The following is a 19,730-nucleotide window of genomic DNA, read 5'->3' as shown; positions in this document are numbered from 1 at the left end:
CCACAGCCATGACACTGAACGGTTGGATACAGATCCTGGTCTATTGCGGGATCGTCATATTGCTGGTGAAGCCGCTCGGCGGCTACATGCACCGCGTCTTCAACGGCGACCGGACGCTGCTCTCGCCCGTCTTTGGCCCGCTCGAGCGCGGGCTGTACCGTGTTTGCGGAACCAGCGAACGCGAGGAACAGCACTGGACCACCTATGCGGTCGCCCTGCTGCTCTTCAACCTTGCCGGCTTCCTGGTGCTCTACGCCCTGCAGCGCCTGCAGGGCAGCCTGCCCTACAACCCGGCCGGCATGACAGCGGTTGAACCAGGGCTCGCCTTCAACACCGCCGCCAGCTTCATGACCAACACCAACTGGCAGAACTATGGTGGCGAGAGCACGATGTCCTATCTCGTGCAGATGGCTGGGCTGACGGTGCAGAACTTCGTTTCGGCGGCCACGGGCATTGCCATAGCCATCGCGCTGATCCGCGGCTTTGCCCGGGCTTCGGGCAAGTCGATCGGCAATTTCTGGGTCGATATGACCCGCTCCACACTCTATTTGCTGCTGCCGTTCTGCGTCGTGCTGACGCTGGCCTATGTCTGGCTCGGCATGCCGCAGACGCTGGGCGCCTATGTCAACGCCACGACGCTCGAAGGCGCGCAGCAGACCATCGCCGTCGGCCCGGTCGCTTCGCAGGTGGCCATCAAGATGCTCGGCACCAATGGCGGCGGCTTCTTCAACGCCAATGCCGCGCACCCGTTCGAGAACCCCGACGCGATCTCCAACCTGATCCAGATGGTGTCGATCTTCGCCATCGGCGCCGCCTTGACCAATGTCTTCGGCCGCATGATCGGCAACCAGCGCCAGGGCTGGGCGATCCTCTCGGCCATGGGCGTCATGTTCATCGCCGGTGTCGCCATCTGCTACTGGGCGGAAGCCGCCGGCAACCCGCTGGTGCATGCGCTGGGCATCGACGGCGGCAACATGGAGGGCAAGGAGACACGTTTCGGCATCGCCTTGTCGGCGCTGTTTGCCGTCATCACCACGGCCGCTTCCTGCGGCGCTGTCAACGCCATGCACGGCTCGTTCACGGCGCTCGGCGGCATGATCCCGATCATCAACATGCAGCTTGGCGAAGTCATCGTCGGCGGTGTCGGCGCGGGCCTCTACGGCATCCTGATGTACATCGTCGTCGCCGTCTTCGTCGCCGGCCTGATGGTCGGTCGCACGCCCGAATATCTCGGCAAGAAGATCGAGGCCAAGGAGGTCAAGATGGCGATGCTGGCCATATTGTGCCTGCCGCTGGCGATGCTGATCTTCACGGCCATCGCCGTCGTGCTGCCGACCGGCGTGGCGTCGATGGGCAATGCCGGCCCGCACGGCTTCTCCGAGGTCCTCTATGCCTACACGTCGGCGGCGGCCAACAACGGTTCGGCCTTTGGCGGCCTCAGCGGCAACACGCCCTGGTACAACATCACCATCGGCATCGGCATGCTGATGGGCCGCTTCCTGGTCATCATCTCGGCGCTGGCCATTGCCGGCTCGCTGGTGGCGAAGAAAACGGTTCCGGCCTCCGCCGGCACCTTCCCGACCGACGGCCCGCTGTTCGTCGGGCTGCTGATCGGCGTCATCCTGATCGTCGGTGGCCTCACCTTCTTCCCCGCGCTCGCCGTCGGGCCGATCATCGAGCACCTGGCGATGGCTCACGGGCAGACCTTCTGAGACCGCCATGTCGTGGTTCAATGCCATGCGCCGCAAGGTCGCCCACAGGGACGATCACGGAAAGGAGGAGGGACCTCCTCCTTCCCCGACCCTGTCGACGTTTCTCGGCCTTGCGGCAGTCATGCTCGTCCTCTGGCTGCTGGCCTACGGGCCGCCCCATCTCTTTTCGGCATCCGATCATCCGGTGCCGTCCAACAACACCGAAGCCGGAGCTTCAAAATGAGCAACTCGAAATCAGCCAGCATCATGGATGCCAGCATCCTGCTTCCCGCCATCGGCGGCGCCTTCCGCAAGCTCGACCCGCGCACGCTGGCCAGGAACCCGGTGATGTTCGTCGTTGCCGTCGTCTCGGCGCTCACCACCGTGCTGTTCGTCAAGGACCTGGTCTCCGGCGGCGGCAATCTCGGCTTCACGCTGCAGATCATCATCTGGCTTTGGTTCACCGTGCTGTTCGCCAACTTCGCCGAAGCGGTCGCAGAAGGCCGCGGCAAGGCGCAGGCGGATTCGCTGCGCAAGGCACGCACCGAGACCAAGGCCAAGCTTTTAACCGGTGAAGACCGCACCAAATACAAACTTGTGCCCGGCACCAGCCTCAAGGTCGGCGATGCCGTGCTGGTCGAGGCCGGCGACATCATCCCGTCCGACGGCGAAGTGATCGAAGGCGTCGCTTCGGTCAACGAGGCCGCGATCACGGGCGAATCCGCGCCGGTGATCCGCGAATCCGGCGGCGATCGTTCGGCGGTCACCGGCGGCACGCAGGTGCTGTCCGACTGGGTTCGCGTGCGCATCACGGCGGCTTCCGGCCACACCTTCCTCGACCGCATGATCTCGCTGGTCGAAGGTGCGGAGCGCCAGAAGACGCCGAACGAGATCGCGCTCAACATCCTGCTCGTCGGCATGACGCTGATCTTCGTGCTGGCCACCGCGACGATCCCGAGTTTTGCTTCCTATTCGGGCGGCTACATTTCGGTGACCGTTCTGGTGGCGCTGTTCGTCACCTTGATCCCGACCACGATCGGGGCGCTGCTTTCGGCCATCGGCATCGCCGGGATGGACCGCCTGGTGCGATTCAACGTGCTGGCCATGTCGGGTCGCGCCGTGGAAGCCGCAGGCGACGTCGACACGCTGCTGCTCGACAAGACCGGCACGATCACGCTCGGCAACCGCCAGGCGACGCAGTTCCGCCCGGTCAAGGGCGTCACCGAACAGGAACTGGCCGACGCGGCCCAGCTTGCCTCGCTCGCCGACGAAACGCCGGAAGGCCGTTCCATCGTCGTGCTGGCCAAGGAGAAATACGCCATCCGCGCCCGCGACATGGCAACGCTGCACGCCACCTTCGTGCCCTTCACAGCACAGACCCGTATGAGCGGCGTCGACATCGATGGTTCGTCGGTGCGCAAGGGCGCCGTGGATTCCGTGCTTGCCCATGTCAACCAATCGACGGTCGCAGCCCATGCCACGCGGCCCGGCAGCGATACCGTCAGGGATCTCCAGGCCATCGCCGACGAGATCGCCAAGTCCGGCGGCACGCCGCTGGCGGTCGAACGCGACGGCCGCCTGCTCGGCGTCATCCACCTCAAGGACATCGTCAAGGGCGGCATCAGGGAGCGCTTCACCGAACTGCGCCGCATGGGCATCCGCACGGTGATGATCACCGGCGACAACCCGATGACGGCGGCGGCGATCGCCGCGGAAGCCGGCGTCGACGACTTCCTCGCCCAGGCCACACCGGAGGACAAGCTGAAGCTGATCCGCGACGAACAGGCCAAGGGCAAGCTGGTTGCCATGTGCGGCGACGGCACCAACGATGCGCCGGCCCTCGCGCAAGCCGATGTCGGTGTCGCCATGAACACCGGCACGGTCGCCGCCCGCGAGGCCGGCAACATGATCGATCTCGACAGCGATCCGACCAAGCTCATCGAGATCGTCGAGATCGGCAAGGCGCTCTTGATGACGCGGGGTTCGCTGACGACCTTCTCGATCGCCAACGACGTCGCCAAATATTTCGCCATCATCCCGGCGATGTTCGCCGTCTTCTACGTCGCACCGGGACAGACGACCGGTCCGCTGCAGGCACTCAACGTCATGCATCTGGCGACGCCGCAGAGTGCCATCCTGTCGGCCATCATCTTCAACGCGCTGATCATCATCGCGCTGATCCCGCTGTCGCTGAAGGGCGTCAAATATCGGGCCATCGGCGCCGGCGCGCTGCTCAGCCGCAATCTTCTCGTCTACGGCCTCGGCGGCCTCATCGTGCCTTTCGTCGGCATCAAGGCGATCGACATGATCGTCACCACGCTTGGCCTCGCTTAACTCTTTGTTTTAACGCAATTCCCTAGGGAAAACCGCTTCACACTTTTCCTGGAATTGCTTTGAGGAACATCTCCATGCTCACCCAGATAAGACCCGCGATCATCATGATCGTCTTCTTCACGGTCCTGACCGGCCTGATCTATCCCCTGGGCATGACCGGCATCGCCCAGGCGCTGTTTCCGCGGCAGGCCAATGGCAGCCTGGTCGAGAGGGACGGCAAGATCATCGGCTCCGAATCGATCGGCCAGGGGTTTGCCAGCGACAAGTATTTCCACGGCCGCCCTTCGGCTGCCGGCGACGGCTACAATGCAGCCTCCTCGAGCGGCAGCAATCTCGGCCCGACCAGTCCCAAGCTGATCGACCGCATCAAGGGCGACGCCGAGAAGTTGAAAGCGGAAAACCCGAACCAGCCTGTTCCGATGGATCTGGTGACGACGTCCGGCAGTGGCCTCGATCCCGACATCAGCCCGGAAGCCGCCTACTTCCAGGTCGCTCGGGTGGCCAAGGCCAGGGGCATCGAGGAAGCCAGGGTCAAGGCGCTTGTCGATGCCCAAGTCGAGGGCAGGGAACTCGGCTTCATGGGCGAGCCTGTGGTCAATGTGCTTGGCCTCAACCTTGCGCTGGACGTAGCGAAAGAGTGAATGGCGGCGGCCGGGGATCGACAGTACCCCCGGCGCCATCCATGATCGATCCCGATGCCTGACGACAGAAGCAGCGACACCAGACCCTCGCCCGACGCACTGCTTGACCATGCCGAGCGGGAGGGTCGCGGCCGCCTGAGAATTTTCCTCGGCGCGGCACCGGGCGTCGGCAAAACCTATGAGATGCTGATGTCGGGCCGCGCCAGGCTGGCCGACGGCGTGGATGTGGTGATCGGCGTCGTCGAGACGCATGGCCGCAAGGAAACAACGGCCCTGGTCGAGGGCTATGAGGTCATTCCCCGCCGCAAGGTCGACTACAAGGGGCGTATCCTCGACGAGATGGATATCGACGCCATCCTCGCCCGGCGCCCGGCGCTGGTTCTTGTCGACGAGCTCGCCCACACCAACGCGCCCGGCAGCCGCCACCCCAAGCGCTACCTCGACGTCCAGGAGATCCTGACGCACGGCATCGACGTCTATACGACGCTTAACATCCAGCATGTCGAAAGCCTGAACGACGTCGTCGCCCAGATCACCAAGGTCAGGGTTCGCGAGACGGTTCCCGATTCCATCATCGACCAGGCCGACGATGTCGAGATCATCGATCTCACCCCCGACGACCTGATCAAGCGGCTCGAGGAAGGCAAGGTCTATTTCCCCAACACCGCGCAGCGCGCGATCGAGAACTATTTCTCGCCGGGCAATCTGACGGCGCTCAGGGAACTGGCGCTGCGCCGCACCGCGCAGCGTGTCGACGACCAGTTGCTCATCCATATGCAGGCGCACGCCATTCCAGGACCGTGGGCGGCAGGCGAAAGGGTCCTCGTCTGCCTCGACGCGCGACCTGGAGGAGCGGCCCGCGTGCGCTATGCGCGCAGGCTGGCCGACCGGCTGCGTGCGCCGTGGACGGCGCTGCACGTCGACAGCACGCGCTCGGCCAGCATGCCCGAGAATGACAAGGACCGGCTGGCGACGAACCTGCGCCTTGCCCAGCAGCTTGGCGCCGAGGTGACGACCATTCCGGGTCAGAATGTGGCGCAGGACATCGTGCGTTATGCGACGGCGAACAATTTTACCCATATCGTCGTCGGCAGGCCGACCCGGTCGCGCTGGCGCGAATTGATCGAAGGCTCGCTCACCTACGATCTCATCCGCAATGCCGGCGATATCAGCGTCCATGTCATTTCGGGAAGCGAACGCGGCACCGAGGCGGCGTCGCGGAGCGTCAAGGCGGCCGACGAGCAGTGGCAGTTCGAAATCTGGCCCTATCTCAAGGCGACGGCCTTTGTCATCGGCTCGCTCGCCTTCGCCGTCCTTCTCGATCAGTTTCTCGACGTTCGCAATCTGGCGATCATTCTGCTCATCGGGGTGCTGGCATCGGCGGTGACCGGCGGCCTGTGGCCGGCTCTGTATGCTTGTTTCGTCAGCGCCCTTGCTTTCAATTATTTCTTCCTGGAGCCGCGCTATACGCTGACGATCAGGGATCCGGAGAGCATCGTCGCGCTTGGCGTCTTTCTCGTCGTTGCGGTCATTGCCAGCAATCTGACGGCGCGCGTGCAGCGCCAGGCGGTCGCCGCCCGCTCGCGGGCGCGGGCGACGGAGGATATCTACCTCTTTTCGAAGAAGCTCGCCGGCGCCGGGACGCTGGACGACGTCCTCTGGGCCACCGCCTTCCAGATCGCCTCGATGCTGAAGCTGCGCGTGGTGCTGCTTTTGCCGGAAGACGGGACGATCACCGTCAAGGCCGGCTATCCGCCTGATGACACGCTGGCCGAAGCCGACATCGCCGCCGCCCGCTGGGCCTGGGAGCACAATCGTGCCGCAGGTCGCGGCGCCGACACGCTTCCGGGTGCCAAGCGCCTCTATCTGCCCTTGCGGACCGGGCGCACGGCCATCGGCGTCGTCGGCCTCGACAACGACAAGCAGGGACCGTTGCTGACGCCCGAGCAGCAGCGGCTTCTCGACGCACTGGCCGACCAGGCGGCAGTCGCCATCGAGCGTATCCAACTGGTCGCCGACGTCGACCGGGCCAAGCTCGCCGCCGAGGCGGACAGGCTGCGCTCGGCGCTGCTCACCTCCATTTCCCATGATCTGAAGACGCCGCTCGCCGCCATCATGGGCGCCGCCGGCACGCTGCGGGATTTTTCAGCAGCACTTCCCGAACCGGATCGGGCCGAACTGCTGTCGACGGTGCTCGACGAATCCGAGCGGTTGAACCGCTTCATCGCCAATCTGCTCGACATGACCAAGATCGAGTCCGGCGCGATGGAGCCGAACTACGCCTTTCACTATGTCGGCGACATCGTCGGCTCCGCCCTGCAAAGGGCCAGGAAAATCATCGGCGAGCACAAGATCGAGACGGACATCCCCAGGGATTTGCCGATGTTGAAGGTCGACCCGGTGCTGTTCGAGCAAGCGTTGTTCAATCTTCTCGACAATGCGGCGAAATATGCCCCGGCCGGCTCGACGATCCGCGTCCAGGGCTGGACCGACAATGGCTCCGTCCTGCTGCAGATCATGGATGAAGGGCCGGGCATTCCTCCCGGCGATCTGGAACGGATTTTCGACACCTTCTACCGGGTGCGCAAGCGCGACCAGATCCGCGCCGGCACCGGGCTCGGCCTGTCGATCTGCCGCGGCTTCATAGAGGCGATGGGTGGCACGATCACGGCGGCAAACCGGACCGACGGTTCGGGCGCGGTCTTCACCATCAAAATGCCCAAGCCGGCAAATCCGCCCAACTTCGACGCTTCGAATACCGACGATGTGGGTGACCTGGCATGACAAACTCGAACGTCAGGATACTGGTCGTCGATGACGAGCCGCCGATCCGCAAGCTGCTGCGCGTCGGCCTCGGCAGCCAGGGCTACGCGATCAGCGAGGCGCCGAATGCCAGGGCGGCCATCGAGCTGATGGAGGCGGAGAAGCCGGACCTCGTCCTGCTCGACCTTGGCCTGCCCGGCATTAGCGGCCATGAGTTGCTGCGCAAATGGCGCGACGACGGCCTCGACATTCCGGTGGTCATCCTGTCCAGCCGGACCGACGAGGCCGGTATCGTCCAGGCCCTGGAGCTCGGCGCCGACGACTATGTCACCAAACCCTTCGGCATGAACGAACTGGTCGCACGCATCCGCGTGGCGCTCCGCCACAAGTTCCAGCAGCAGGGAGAGAAGCCGATTTTCCAGACCGGCGATCTCAGCGTCGATCTGGTCAAGCGCATCGTCAAGGTCGAGGGCAAGGAGGTAAAGCTGTCGCCGAAGGAATACGACATCCTGCGCATGCTGGTGCAGCACGCCGGCAAGGTGCTGACCCACCATTTCCTGTTGAAGCAGGTCTGGGGCGACTCGTCCGACGTGCAGTATCTCAGGGTCTATGTGCGCCAGCTCAGGCAGAAGATCGAGAAGAGCCCCGACCAGCCACGCTACATCACCACCGAGACCGGCGTCGGCTACCGCCTGCGCGAGGTCGAATGAGCGGGTTGGGCGCTTCTAGCCAGTAGCTTCCAGCTGCTGGCCAAGCGGCTTGGAAACCCGCAAGGCCGCGAGACAGCCGACAATGCCGAGCGGGACGAAGGCAAGAAACAGCCAGGACGCGACATTCGCCGCCGCGTCGTGGTTCAAACCTTGCGAAAAGCCGCTGGCATTGGCGACGATGCCGGCAAGGGCTGCACCCACGGCGTAGCCGATGCGCTGCATGGTCGGCACCGCCGCCGAGGCGATGGTCTGCTCGCTCTTCGGGGCGGAGGCGACGATGACGCGTGTCAGGAACGGCCAGGCGATGCCGAAGCCGCCGCCTTGCAACAGGGCACAGATCAGGATGAGCGGGATGGAGCCCAGGGGTATCGTGTAGGCAAAGCCGGCGATGCCGGCCGCGATCATCACCGCGCCGCCGATGATGATCAGCCGCTCGCGCCGCGGCGGCGCGTTGGCGACCAGGATCGACAGGATCGACCAGGCGATCGATTCGGCGGCGATGATGTAGCCGGTGGTCAGCAGCGGAATGTCGTGAAGGCTGGTCAGCAGCAGCGGCCCGTAGACGCCGAAGGAACAGGTGGCCACCGAAAAAGCGGCAACCATGGTCATGCCGGCGCCGACCGGCGTGCGCCATGAGAACAGCCGCGCCGGGAACAGCCGCGAAAGCGGCTTCAGCGCGTCGATGGTGAAGAACAGCAGCAGGCCGATGAGGCCGAAGGCCATCAGCAGCGAAGAGCGCAGCAAGGCGATGTCGACGCCGGCCGAGGCGATCAGCACCACGGCAACGGCAAGGCAGGCAAGGGCCGCGAACGGGAAGGGCGGCGCCCCGCCTGCGCTCGCCTTCGGCCTCGTCGCCTCCGGCGTGTCGAGCACGATGAAACTTGCCAGCGCCATGGCTGCGCCGCCGAGGGTGAAGATGCCGAAGGCCCAGCGCCATGACAAAAGCTCGGTCATGATCGCGCCGAGCAATGGTCCGCTGAAGGCGGCGACGCCCCAGATCGCCGACATGATGCCGAAAAGCTGCGGCCAGATGGCGCGCGAGAACAGTCGTTCGACCGAGACGAAGGCCAGCGACACCAGCGCACCGCCGCCAAGTCCTTCGATCAGGCGGCCGGCGAGGAACAGTTGCATGGAAGGCGAGGTGGCGCAGATCAGGGCGCCTGCTGCGTAGAGCAGGGCTGCGACCACCATGTTGGTGCGCAAGGGGACATAACTCACCAGCCGTCCGGCGGCCGCGCCGGCAACGATGGCACCGAGTTCGTAGATCGCCAGCGACCAGCCGACGAGCTGCACGCCCGCCAGTTCGCCGACCATGGCCGGCATCACCGTTGCCACCATCGTCTCGTTGGTGGCGTGCAACAGGATGCCGAGGCTGATGAAGCAGAAGCGCGCCAGGTCGCCGCTTGCCCATAATCCGCGCCAGTCGACCTTGTTTGTGCTGATCTCGGTCATTTCCACCCCTGTCTTGCATATCTCGACGCCAGCGCAGGACGCCAGAAGCCAGTGCGGCTTTCCGGCAGGACCATGCGGTTCGACAGCGCCGGATCGGGCGCCGCATCGAGGCGTTGTTTCGTTCGGGGCAGGCTTGTAAAACCTCAACCGGGGTTGAGCTCAAGCGGTTTTTTGAGGACCGTTCGCGCGGCAGCCTTTCCGATTGGCGGGTTCGTTGCGCGATCAGTTCTCGGTGCTGCGCAGCTGGAACTGGCTGACGCCGATCGCGAGGTTCATGCCGGTCTGCGTCTGCAAGCTGAGCGGCTGCAAGGTGAAGGCTTGCGAGGAGCCGCCGACCAGCAGATTGGCGCCGGCGCCGACGGCGGCCGTCACCTCGGCGCTGGCGCCGATGTAGTCGCCGGCCAGCGCACCCGGCGCGTAGATGTTCTTCAGCGGCGTCAGCACGATCCACTGCATGACCGTCTGCTTCGTCGTGCCGATGTCGAGGCCGTATTTGTTGACGGCGCCGAAATAGGCTTCCGACGCGAAGCTCTTGTCGGCGGGGTTGAAGGTGCAGCTCAGATCCTTGCTCGAGCCGAAGATGAAGCCGGTGCCGCCGCCAATGGCACAGTCAAGCGTACCGAGCTCTATGCCTCGGTCCTGCGCCTGCGCTGCTCCGACAAACACGGTAGCGAATATGGCAGCGATGGCTGTCTTCAGCATGATGGTCCCCTCAAAAATCAACGGCGCGGAACCATCCTATCTGGTTCCGCGCCGCGGGGTGAGGGGTCATGGAGCGCACGGCTCCATGCGATCACTTGAATGAATGGATCAGCTGGAGCGAGGTCACGGCCACGGCAAGGTTGACGCCGGTCTGCGCCTGGACGCTGAGCGGCTCCAGCATGAAGGCGCTGTCCAAGCCGCCAACCAGCAGATTGGCGCCGCCGCCGGTCACCACGCTCGCCTCGGCGTTGACGCCGTAATAGCTGCCGGCGAGATCGCCTCCGTCACGGTCCCGGGTCGCAGCCAGCACGGCCCAAACGAGCTGGCCCTGATGCGTCTGGCCGACATCGAGGCCGATCTTGGAGATGACGCCTGTGTAAACCTCGGACGGCCCGTGATGATGAGGCCGGAAGACACAGGACACGCCCTTGTTGGAAGCGACGATATAAGCGGTGCCGCCGTCGATGGTGCAATCGAGCGTGCCGAGTTGCAGCTTGCCGGCGCTGGCTGGAGCCACCGCGAACATCGTCGTGGCGAGGGCAGCGGCGCAGGCGAGTTTCTTGATCATGGGAGGGTCCTTTCGCAAATTGCTTTTCGATAACGGCTTGGGAGGCCAGACCGTTCCGCTGAAAACTTGGCGCGATCAAGGCAGGGGCCGAAAGCCTCCTGCCGGGGTTAATGCGCGGTTGCGAAGTGCGTCTTTTCGGACACGCCAAGGATCCCGCGGCATTTGGATGTCACGCGGATTTGTATGGGAAGCGTTTGCCGAAACCGAGATCAGCTGACGCGGGCGAGGCCATCCTTGGCCGGCTGGTAGGTCGGGTCGAGGCGAACGGCTTCCTTATAGGATTTCGCGGCTTTCGCCTTGTCACCGCGCCGCTCGTAGATCAGCGCCTGGTTGGCCCAGGCCTCGGCGTTCTTGCCGTCGAGCTTGATCGCCATGTTGAAATCGGAGAAGGCGTTGTCCTCGTCATTGGTCGCCAGATAGGAGAGGCCGCGGCCGTTGTAGGGCTCGGCGGCGTCCGGCGCCAGCGAGATGGCGGTCGAGAAATCCTCGATGGCGAATTTGTGCTGGCCCTGGCTCTGATAGATCAGGCCTCGATTGTGGTAGGCGCGCGCGTCGGTCGTATCGAGCTGGATCGCCTTCTGAAAGTCGTTGAAGGCGTCCTGGGTGCGACCCGCCTTGCGGTAGAGATTGCCGCGGCCGATATAGGCGGCGTCATAGTTCGAGTTGATCTGGATCGAACGGTTGTAGTCCGCGAGCGCGGCTTCCTGGTTGCCGAGGAAGCGCTGGATGAGCGCACGATTCGAATAGGCCTGGAAGAAATTCGGATTGAGCTGGATGGCTTGATTGAAATCCTTGAGCGCCGCCTGGTATTGGCCGCCACGGCCATAGGCCGAGCCGCGCACATTGTAGCCTTCGGGATCCTGGGGATTGCGCTGGATGACCGCCGACAGCGAGGAAATGTTCTCGCTCGAGCCTTGCGCCTTGTCGATGTTGTTGAATTCACCGGTCGGGCCCGCCGTTTGGCAGCCGGCAAGCGCCAGTCCGGAGAGCAGGGCCGCTGTCAGGGCGAAACCACGCAATGCGGTCCCGCGCTCCACGCTCGTTGCGTTCATGTCTGCCCTGTCCTCACTTCAAGCCGCGTCGTTCAGATCCGGCTCCCCCTCCGGACCGGTCACATCAAAACAAAAAGGTGGCGGCGATTCCACATCGCGCCACCTCTGATATCCTTCGAAAAGGACGAAAAATTGGCGTTAGAACCGCGGCGGACGCGGAGCGCCAGCTGCACCACCAGCGGCGCCGGCAGCAACAGGGCGCGGCGTCATCGGCAGCAGGCCTTCGCGCTGGGCGCGCTTGCGGGCCAGCTTGCGGGCGCGGCGAACGGCTTCAGCCTTTTCGCGGGCGCGCTTCTCGGACGGCTTCTCGTAGTGACCGCGCATCTTCATTTCGCGGAAAATGCCCTCGCGCTGCATCTTCTTCTTGAGAGCGCGAAGCGCCTGATCAACGTTATTGTCGCGGACGAGTACCTGCACGGGCAATCCTGTCTTTCGGGTTTGATATCAACAGGCAAGCGATCATAGCCGCTAGCCTCCGCGGTGGTTTACACCACGAATTGTGGCGGCTGATAGCAGAATCATGCCGCGCTGTCCACAGCGGAAATGAATTTGCGGTGCCAGCCGCAGTCTGTTTGCCTTGAGATAAGGAGCCGACTAGGCCGTCGCGAGGTGCAGCCGCTCGAAATCCTCGAAGAACTCGCCGTAGTCGCAGGTGATCTCCTCGCCCACGGCGATGTCGCGGGTCGCGGTGGCCCCGCCATATTGCGAAAAATCCGTATTCGGATTGCTGGAATGGTTCATGAAGCGGCCATTGTCGACTTCATAGACCATGAAACCTGGCCGGTCGGGGCTGGGATAGGCATAGCGGTCGAGCAGTTCCCTGAGATGCGGGGGGGCCGCTTCGTATTTGTCCATGGGGACCAGTCGGTCGAAATCCGGATCGAGCCGCCAGATCGAAGCCCCTTTCCTGATCGGCTCCGCAGCGAACACGCCGACGCCTTCGATCGCACTCGCAGTCACATAGGTTCTGATCAACAACATAGTTCCAGACCCCGCTTTTGGACAGAAACGGCATCGCCAAATCGCGGCGAAAAATCAAGACCGGCCGTCTGCCTGGCGGCTATGAACATGCATTCCGGACGCGAAAAGTCTTCACGTCCGGTTGATCGACACGCCGCCATCGGCAAACAGAGCGGCTCCGGTGGTAAAGCTCGAGGCATCGGAGGCGAGATAGAGCGCCGAGCGAGCGATCTCCTCCGGCATAGCGACACGCTTCAAAGCATGCAGGCCTTCGACGAAGGCCCGTGATTCCGGGGTCTTGAAGGTTGCCGCCGGCGTGTCTGTGCCGCCGGGCAGCAGCGCGTTGACCCGCACGCCTTTCGGGCCGTATTCGGCGGCAAGCACCTGTGTCAGTCCGATCAGGCCGGCCTTGCTCGCGGCATAACTGGTCATGCCTGGCATGCCGACTGTGTGGCCGACGAAGGTGGAGGTGAAGATCAGCGAACCACCGCCACGCTCGACCATTGCCGGCACCTGGTATTTGGCGCCGAGAAACGCGCTGGTGAGATTGGTGTCGAGCGTCTCGCGCCAGCCTTCCAGCGGCAGTTCGGCTATCGGTCCCATCAGGCCGACAGCGCCGGCATTGTTGAAGGCGATGTCGAGCCCGCCGAATTTTTCGACCGCCAGATCGACAAGGGCCTTTGCGTAGGCTTCGTCGCGGACATCGCCGGCAAGCGCGATGGCGATGCCATCGGCATCCGCGATTTCGGCGACAAGCGCGTCGAGCTCGGCCTGGCGGCGGGCGGCGACGATGACCTTGGCGCCTTCCTCCGCGAAGAGTTTTGCCGTGGCGCGGCCGATGCCGGAACTGGCGCCGGTGACGATGGCGATCTTGTTTGCGAGTGCGAACATTTTTGCATCCTTTTCTTCGCGCCGGCTTGACCGGCAGTTGGGATGCTTGGTCGCAGATCGAGGCCAGGCGAGCCACCCGATACCCGCCAAGATGCTGGAAAGCGCCGACGCGCCGGATGCGTCTTTTTCACCACGGCGCAAAACGGCAAGCGCCGTCGCAAACAGCGCAAGGGTGGAAGCGCTGTTTCGCTAGTGATACACCTCGCGCGCCGGGACCGACTGAACGCCGGCCGCCATTCGCGAAGCCTTTTTGGGGCGAGGTTGGGACGTTGAAGAAATATTCGGTATTCGCCATCGCCCGTGAAGCCATGCGCGGCCACAAGGGCTGGGAAGAACAGTGGTCCTCGCCTGAGCCCAGGAAAGAATACGACGTCATCATCGTCGGCGCCGGCGGCCATGGCCTGGCCACCGCCTATTACCTCGCCACGGTTCACGGCATCACCAATGTCGCGGTGCTGGAAAGGGGCTGGCTCGGCGGCGGCAACACAGGCCGCAACACCACCATCATCCGCTCCAACTATCTCTATGACGAGAGCGCCGGCATCTACGACCATGCACTGAAGCTGTGGGATGGGCTGAGCCAGGAGCTCAACTACAACGTCATGTATTCGGCGCGCGGCGTCATGATGCTCGCGCACAATGTGCACGACGTGCAGGTGCTGAAGCGCCACGTGCACGCCAACCGGCTGAACGGTATCGACAATGAGTGGCTGACGCCGGAGCAGGCGAAGGAATTCTGCCCGCCGCTCAACACCTCCAGGGATGCGCGCTATCCGGTGGTCGGTGCGGCGCTGCAGCGGCGCGGCGGCACGGCGCGCCACGATGCGGTTGCCTGGGGCTATGCGCGCGGCGCCTCGGCGCGCGGCGTCCATATCATTCAGAATTGCGAGGTCACCGGGGTCAAGCGGGCGGCCAATGGCGCGGTTTTGGGCGTCGACACGACGCGCGGCTTCATCGGTGCCAAGAAGGTCGGCGTCGTTGCCGCCGGCCATTCCTCAGTGATCATGAACATGGCCGGCGTGCGCATGCCGCTGGAGAGTTATCCATTGCAGGCGCTGGTGTCGGAACCGGTCAAGCCGGTGGTGCCCTGCGTGGTCATGTCGAACACGGTGCACGCCTATATCTCGCAGTCCGACAAGGGCGAGCTGGTGATCGGCGCCGGCACCGACCAGTATGTCTCCTATTCGCAGACCGGCGGCCTGCACATATTGCAGCACACGCTGGACGCCATCTGCGAGATGTTCCCGATCTTCACGCGCATGAAGATGCTGCGCTCGTGGGGCGGCATCGTCGACGTCACGCCCGACCGCTCGCCGATCCTGGCCAAGACGCCGGTGCCCGGGCTTTATGTCAATTGTGGCTGGGGCACGGGCGGCTTCAAGGCGACGCCGGGCTCGGGCCATGTCTTTGCCCACACCATCGCCAAAGACGATCCGCATCCGATCAATGCGCCCTTCACCATCGAGCGCTTCCGCACCGGCCGGCTCATCGACGAGGCGGCGGCGGCGGCGGTGGCGCACTGATGATGGCTGGGATGGCTGTCGCGATGCCGCTGATTCTGGCGGGGGAACACGTGCTGGCGGGGGAACGGGGCATGTTCCATTTTCCGTCGGCTGACGAAGTGCGCACGCAACCGATCAGCCGCACCGGCAACGAGACCGTCTGGCCGTTTTCGGTCGACGACGGCACGCTGGCCTGCGTCTGGAGCGGCGGCCAGCGGGTGGTGATGTTCTTCGAGGGACGTCCCGAAGGGCTTGACGAAGACGAGACATTCCAGCCGCGTCAAGTCATCGTCACCACCGATCCGATGCAACTCACTCTCGGCAACATGGCGTCGCGCGATCTGTTTCGTCCCGCTGCAAGCGTGGAGGAACGCATCCGGCTCGTCGCGCCGTTCGCGACCCTGGGACAGAAGCTTTGCGATCAACCGGCGGGCGCCCGCGTCGGCCACGGCGAATTGTAGGAACGAACAAATGCTTCTCATCCGCTGCCCCTATTGCGAGGAAGAGCGTCCGGAACTCGAGTTCCGCAACGCCGGCGAGGCGCATATCGCGCGCTCGGCCAATATGGCCGGCGAGAGCGACGACGATTTCGAAAAGTTCTTCTTCATCCGCTCCAACCCCAAGGGCATCATCTATGAGCGGTGGCGGCACATGCATGGCTGCGCGCGTTTCTTCAACGCCGTGCGCGACACCGTCACCGACAGGTTCGTCATGACCTACAAGGCCGGCGAACCCAAACCCTCCAAGCTGCCAGGAGTTGGCAAATGAGCGGCGCGTCGTACCGCATTTCCGGCGCCGGCCGCTTCAGCCAAGCCAAGACCGCGCGTTTCAGCTTCGATGGCCAGTCCTATGCCGGCATCGAGGGCGACACGCTGGCCTCGGCGCTGCTCGCCAATGGCGTCCATCTGGTCGGCCGTTCGTTCAAGTACCACCGTCCGCGCGGCATCCTGTCGGCGGGCGCCGAGGAGCCGAACGCGCTGGTCGAAATCAGGCGCGACGCGGCACGCAAGACGCCGAACGTGCGCGCGACTGTGCAGGAGCTTTATGACGGGCTCGAGGCGCAGTCGCAGAACCGCTGGCCGTCGCTGTCCTTCGACGTCGGTGCGGTCAACGACATCGCGTCGCCGATGTTTTCGGCCGGCTTCTACTACAAGACCTTCATGTGGCCGAAGGCGGCATGGAAGAGCCTGTACGAGCCAAAGATCCGCGCCGCGGCCGGGCTTGGCGTTTCCCCGGACCAGCCCGATCCCGACCATTATTCGTCACGCTACGCGCATTGCGACGTGCTGGTGCTGGGCGGCGGTGCGGCGGGCATCGCTGCGGCATTGGCAGCGGCGGAGACCGGCGTGCGCGTCATCCTCGCCGACGAGCAGGCCGAGTTCGGCGGCAGCCTGCGTTTCGAGAGCGGCGCGAAAATCGACGGCCAGGACGGTTTTGCCTGGGCGCAAGCTGCGGTGGCGAAACTCACTGCGATGGACAATGTCCGCGTGCTCCCGCGCACGACGGCGTTCGGTTATTACGCGCAGAATTTCGTCGGCCTGGTCGAGCGTGTCAGCGATCATCTGAAGGCTCCCGGCCACGATCTGGCGCGCGAGCGGCTGTGGCAGGTCAGGGCCAAGCGCGTGGTGCTGGCCTCGGGCGCCATCGAGCGCCACATGGTGTTTGCCGACAACGACCGGCCGGGCATCATGCTGGCGGGCGCGGCGCGCACCTATCTCAACCACTATGGCGTCGCGGTCGGCAGGAATGTCGGCGTCTACACCGCCAATGACTCTGCCTATGCGGCGGCGATCGACCTGAAGAAGGCCGGCGTCAACGTGGCGGCGATCGTCGATCTGCGCGACAATCCGACCGGACCGGTGATCGACGAGGCGAGGGCGCTCGGCATCGAGGTCAATTTCGGCCGCGCGGTGATCCGCGCCGGCGGCAAGCTGCGCGTTTCCTCGATGACGGTGCAGCCGAAGAATGGCGGCGGCGAACGCACCATTCCAGTCGACGCGATCCTGATGTCGGCCGGCTGGACGCCGTCGGTGCATCTGTTCTCGCAGTCGCGCGGCAAGGTCGCCTTCAACGACGAGACCAAGCGCTTCGTGCCGGGCACCTATGCGCAGGACTGCGTCTCGGTCGGTGCCTGCAACGGCACCGATGGACTTTCTGCAACAATCGACGAGGCCTATGCGGCGGGCGCCAAGGCGGCCAAGGATGCCGGCGCCAAAACCGCCAAGGGTACCAAGCCGAAGGTCGACGCCTCGGAGAGCTGGTCGCGTGGCATGCTGGGCGCGGCCCCCGGCGCCGGGCCGGACACCACGGTCAAGGCGTTCGTCGACTTCCAGAACGACGTCACCGCCAAGGATATCCGCCAGGCGGTGCATGAAGGCATGCGCTCGATCGAGCACGTCAAGCGCTTCACCACCAACGGCATGGCCACCGACCAGGGCAAGACCTCCAACATGCACGGCCTGGCGATTGCCGCCGAGATGCTGGGCAAGCCAATCCCGGAAGTCGGCCTGACCACGTTCCGGGCGCCGTACACGCCGGTGACCTTCGGCGCGATCGTCAGCCATGCGCGTGGGCCGCTGTTCGACCCGACGCGCAAAACGGCGATCCATCGCTGGGCCGAGGCGCAAGGGGCCGTGTTCGAGGATGTCGGCCAGTGGAAGCGCGCCTGGTATTTCCCCAAGGCGGGCGAGGACATGCATGCTGCTGTCGACCGCGAATGCGTCGCCGTGCGCAAGACGGCAGGCCTGTTCGACGCCTCGACGCTGGGCAAGATCGAAGTGGTCGGTCCTGACGCGGCGAAATTCATGGAGTTGCTCTACACCAACCCATGGGAGAAGCTGGAGCCCGGCCGCTGCCGCTACGGCATCATGCTGCGCGAGGACGGTTTCATCTATGATGACGGCGTCGTCGGCAGGCTGGCGCCCGACCGTTTCCATGTGACGACGACGACCGGCGGCGCGCCGCGTGTCATGAACCACATGGAGGACTATCTCCAGACCGAGTTCCCGCATCTCAATGTCTGGCTGACCTCGATCACCGAACAATGGGCTGTCATCGCCGTGCAGGGACCAAAATCCCGCGACATCATCGCGTCGCTGGTCGAAGGCATCGACATGTCGGACGAGGCGCTGCCGCATATGTCGGTGCGCGAAGGCAAGATCTGCGGCGTGCCGACGAGGTTGTTCCGCATGTCGTTCACCGGCGAGCGGGGCTTCGAGGTCAACGTGCCTGCCGACTACGGCCAGGCGGTCTGGGAAGCGCTGTGGGCCGAAGGCCAGAAGCATGGCGCGGCGGCCTACGGCACCGAGGCGATGCACGTGCTGCGCGCCGAAAAGGGCTACATCATCGTCGGCCAGGACACTGACGGCACGGTGACGCCGAACGATGCCGGTCTCGACTGGGCGGTCGGCAAGAAGAAGACCGATTTCGTCGGCATCCGCGGCCTGACTCGGCCGGACCTTGTCGCCAAGGGCCGCAAGCAGCTGGTGGGCCTCAAGACCAAAGATCCCAAGGTGGTGCTCGAAGAAGGCGCGCAGATCGTCGAGGATCCGAAGCAGGCGATCCCGATGAAGATGATCGGCCATGTCACTTCGAGCTACTGGTCGGAAAATTGCGGCCGCTCGATCGCGCTGGCGCTGGTCGCCGGCGGCCGCGACCGGATGGGCGAGACCCTCTACGTGCCGATGCCGAACGGGGTGATCGAAGTGGAGGTTACCAGCATGGTGTTCTTCGACGAGACGGGAGGGCGCCTCAATGGCTAAGGCCGCTGCAAGAAAGACGACGCCGGCTGCATCGCCTTCGGTGGAACGCCGTCCGGCGCTGGCTGGACGCAGCACCACTGCTGCCGGCGCCAAGGTCGAGGTCTTGCCGCCGGCCGAGCGGATTTCATTGCGTGCGCCGGAGGCGTCGGTCGCGGCGCTTTCGAAGGCGCTCGGCGTGACCTTGCCGAAAAAGCCGAAGACATCCGCCTCGAAGGCCGGACGTATCGCCTTGTGGCTCGGCCCCGACGAATGGCTCGTCATCGACGAGACCGGCAACGATCCGCTCGCCGATTGCGCCGGGGTTGCCGCGTTGCATTCGGCGGTCGGCGTCTCGCATCGCAACATCGCGATATCAGTGACGGGCGCCGGGGCAGCGGCGACGATCAATGCGGGCTGTCCGCAGGATCTGTCGCTCGACGCCTTCCCGGTGGGCGCGGCGTCGCGCACCATTCTGGGCAAGACCGAGATCGTGCTGTTGCGCACAGCCGCCGATGCCTTCCGGGTCGAATGCTGGCGTTCCTTCTCGGACTATGTCTTTACTTTCCTGTCCGAGGGATCGCGCGACGCGGCGGTCTGAACTCGGAACGTTTTGCAGGGCACGCTCGTTCTGCATCCGCACGCCGAGGGAGAAATGCCGATGCCGTCGAATTCCGCGCCGAAGTCGCCGGTCAAAAAGACATCGGCCGTCCGCTCGCTCGAACAT

Annotated in this window: 18 protein-coding genes; 11 read left to right on the top strand and 7 right to left on the bottom strand. The window is 64.4% G+C overall.

All coding sequences use genetic code 11. The annotated features are described in order from the left end of the window. The first annotated feature begins 8 nt into the window (after positions 1-8). From kdpA to EN990_RS20375, 6 genes are all read left to right on the top strand, one after another. Positions 9-1,712 (top strand): potassium-transporting ATPase subunit KdpA, encoded by a 1,704-nt coding sequence (kdpA, locus tag EN990_RS20400; RefSeq protein WP_127368207.1) that lies wholly within the window; start codon positions 9-11, stop codon positions 1,710-1,712. Between the two features lie 25 nt (positions 1,713-1,737). Beyond that, entirely contained in the window at positions 1,738-1,935 is a 198-nt protein-coding gene (locus EN990_RS20395) for a hypothetical protein (RefSeq protein WP_245460893.1), read from the top strand. Continuing rightward, positions 1,932-4,025 carry a potassium-transporting ATPase subunit KdpB gene (kdpB, locus tag EN990_RS20390; protein WP_063168982.1) on the top strand — a complete coding sequence of 698 codons (2,094 nt, stop codon included), beginning with the start codon at positions 1,932-1,934 and terminating at the stop codon, positions 4,023-4,025. The genes EN990_RS20395 and kdpB overlap by 4 nt, the downstream gene beginning before the upstream one ends. Positions 4,026-4,099: 74 nt before the next feature. Then, entirely contained in the window at positions 4,100-4,666 is a 567-nt protein-coding gene (gene kdpC / locus EN990_RS20385) for a potassium-transporting ATPase subunit KdpC (RefSeq protein ID WP_063168981.1), read from the top strand. 54 nt (positions 4,667-4,720) lie between these two features. Beyond that, the gene (locus EN990_RS20380) at positions 4,721-7,450 is read left to right on the top strand and encodes a sensor histidine kinase KdpD (protein WP_063168980.1); all 2,730 of its coding nucleotides are present in this window, start codon (positions 4,721-4,723) and stop codon (positions 7,448-7,450) included. Continuing rightward, complete coding sequence (locus EN990_RS20375) at positions 7,447-8,139, top strand: response regulator transcription factor (protein ID WP_063168979.1); 693 nt, start codon at positions 7,447-7,449, stop codon at positions 8,137-8,139. Before EN990_RS20380 ends, EN990_RS20375 begins: the two co-directional genes overlap by 4 nt. A gap of 15 nt (positions 8,140-8,154) precedes the next feature. Here the strand turns inward: EN990_RS20375 and EN990_RS20370 are convergent, their stop codons facing one another. From EN990_RS20370 to EN990_RS20340, 7 genes are all read right to left on the bottom strand, one after another. Continuing rightward, on the bottom strand, positions 8,155-9,591 hold the full coding sequence (locus EN990_RS20370; RefSeq protein WP_063168978.1) for an MFS transporter: 1,437 nt from the start codon (positions 9,589-9,591) through the stop codon (positions 8,155-8,157). A 222-nt stretch (positions 9,592-9,813) separates the two neighbouring features. Beyond that, the gene (locus EN990_RS20365) at positions 9,814-10,293 is read right to left on the bottom strand and encodes a DUF992 domain-containing protein (protein ID WP_063168977.1); all 480 of its coding nucleotides are present in this window, start codon (positions 10,291-10,293) and stop codon (positions 9,814-9,816) included. A gap of 91 nt (positions 10,294-10,384) precedes the next feature. Further along, positions 10,385-10,861 (bottom strand): DUF992 domain-containing protein, encoded by a 477-nt coding sequence (locus EN990_RS20360; protein WP_024502781.1) that lies wholly within the window; start codon positions 10,859-10,861, stop codon positions 10,385-10,387. A gap of 209 nt (positions 10,862-11,070) precedes the next feature. After that, positions 11,071-11,913: a tetratricopeptide repeat protein gene (locus tag EN990_RS20355; RefSeq protein WP_013529652.1), complete on the bottom strand. Its 843-nt coding sequence runs from the start codon at positions 11,911-11,913 to the stop codon at positions 11,071-11,073. Positions 11,914-12,051: 138 nt separating this feature from the next. Beyond that, entirely contained in the window at positions 12,052-12,330 is a 279-nt protein-coding gene (gene rpsU, locus EN990_RS20350) for a 30S ribosomal protein S21 (protein WP_013529653.1), read from the bottom strand. Between the two features lie 177 nt (positions 12,331-12,507). Then, positions 12,508-12,894: an SET domain-containing protein-lysine N-methyltransferase gene (locus EN990_RS20345; RefSeq protein WP_063168976.1), complete on the bottom strand. Its 387-nt coding sequence runs from the start codon at positions 12,892-12,894 to the stop codon at positions 12,508-12,510. Positions 12,895-13,005: 111 nt separating this feature from the next. Further along, positions 13,006-13,764 (bottom strand): SDR family oxidoreductase, encoded by a 759-nt coding sequence (locus tag EN990_RS20340; RefSeq protein ID WP_063168975.1) that lies wholly within the window; start codon positions 13,762-13,764, stop codon positions 13,006-13,008. A 269-nt stretch (positions 13,765-14,033) separates the two neighbouring features. Between EN990_RS20340 and EN990_RS20335 the strand changes: the two genes are divergently transcribed. Genes EN990_RS20335 through EN990_RS20315 form a run of 5 tightly spaced genes read left to right on the top strand, consistent with a single transcriptional unit; the run spans position 14,034 to position 19,604 of the window. Then, on the top strand, positions 14,034-15,287 hold the full coding sequence (locus EN990_RS20335; RefSeq protein ID WP_063168974.1) for a sarcosine oxidase subunit beta: 1,254 nt from the start codon (positions 14,034-14,036) through the stop codon (positions 15,285-15,287). Further along, entirely contained in the window at positions 15,287-15,727 is a 441-nt protein-coding gene (locus EN990_RS20330) for a hypothetical protein (protein WP_013529657.1), read from the top strand. Before EN990_RS20335 ends, EN990_RS20330 begins: the two co-directional genes overlap by 1 nt. A 10-nt stretch (positions 15,728-15,737) precedes the next feature. Then, a complete protein-coding gene (locus EN990_RS20325) occupies positions 15,738-16,034 on the top strand; it encodes a sarcosine oxidase subunit delta (protein WP_013529658.1) in 297 nt (98 codons plus the stop codon). Further along, positions 16,031-19,027, top strand: coding sequence for a sarcosine oxidase subunit alpha (locus EN990_RS20320; RefSeq protein WP_127388359.1), 2,997 nt, complete (start codon positions 16,031-16,033; stop codon positions 19,025-19,027). The genes EN990_RS20325 and EN990_RS20320 overlap by 4 nt, the downstream gene beginning before the upstream one ends. Beyond that, on the top strand, positions 19,020-19,604 hold the full coding sequence (locus tag EN990_RS20315; protein ID WP_127388358.1) for a sarcosine oxidase subunit gamma: 585 nt from the start codon (positions 19,020-19,022) through the stop codon (positions 19,602-19,604). The genes EN990_RS20320 and EN990_RS20315 overlap by 8 nt, the downstream gene beginning before the upstream one ends. Positions 19,605-19,730 lie beyond the last annotated feature (126 nt).

Source organism: Mesorhizobium sp. M7A.F.Ca.US.005.03.1.1, from assembly GCF_003997975.1.
Taxonomy (GTDB): Bacteria; Pseudomonadota; Alphaproteobacteria; order Rhizobiales; family Rhizobiaceae; genus Mesorhizobium; species Mesorhizobium ciceri.
The sequence above is the reverse complement of the archived record's forward strand: the minus strand, read 5'-3'. Positions and strand labels throughout refer to the sequence as shown.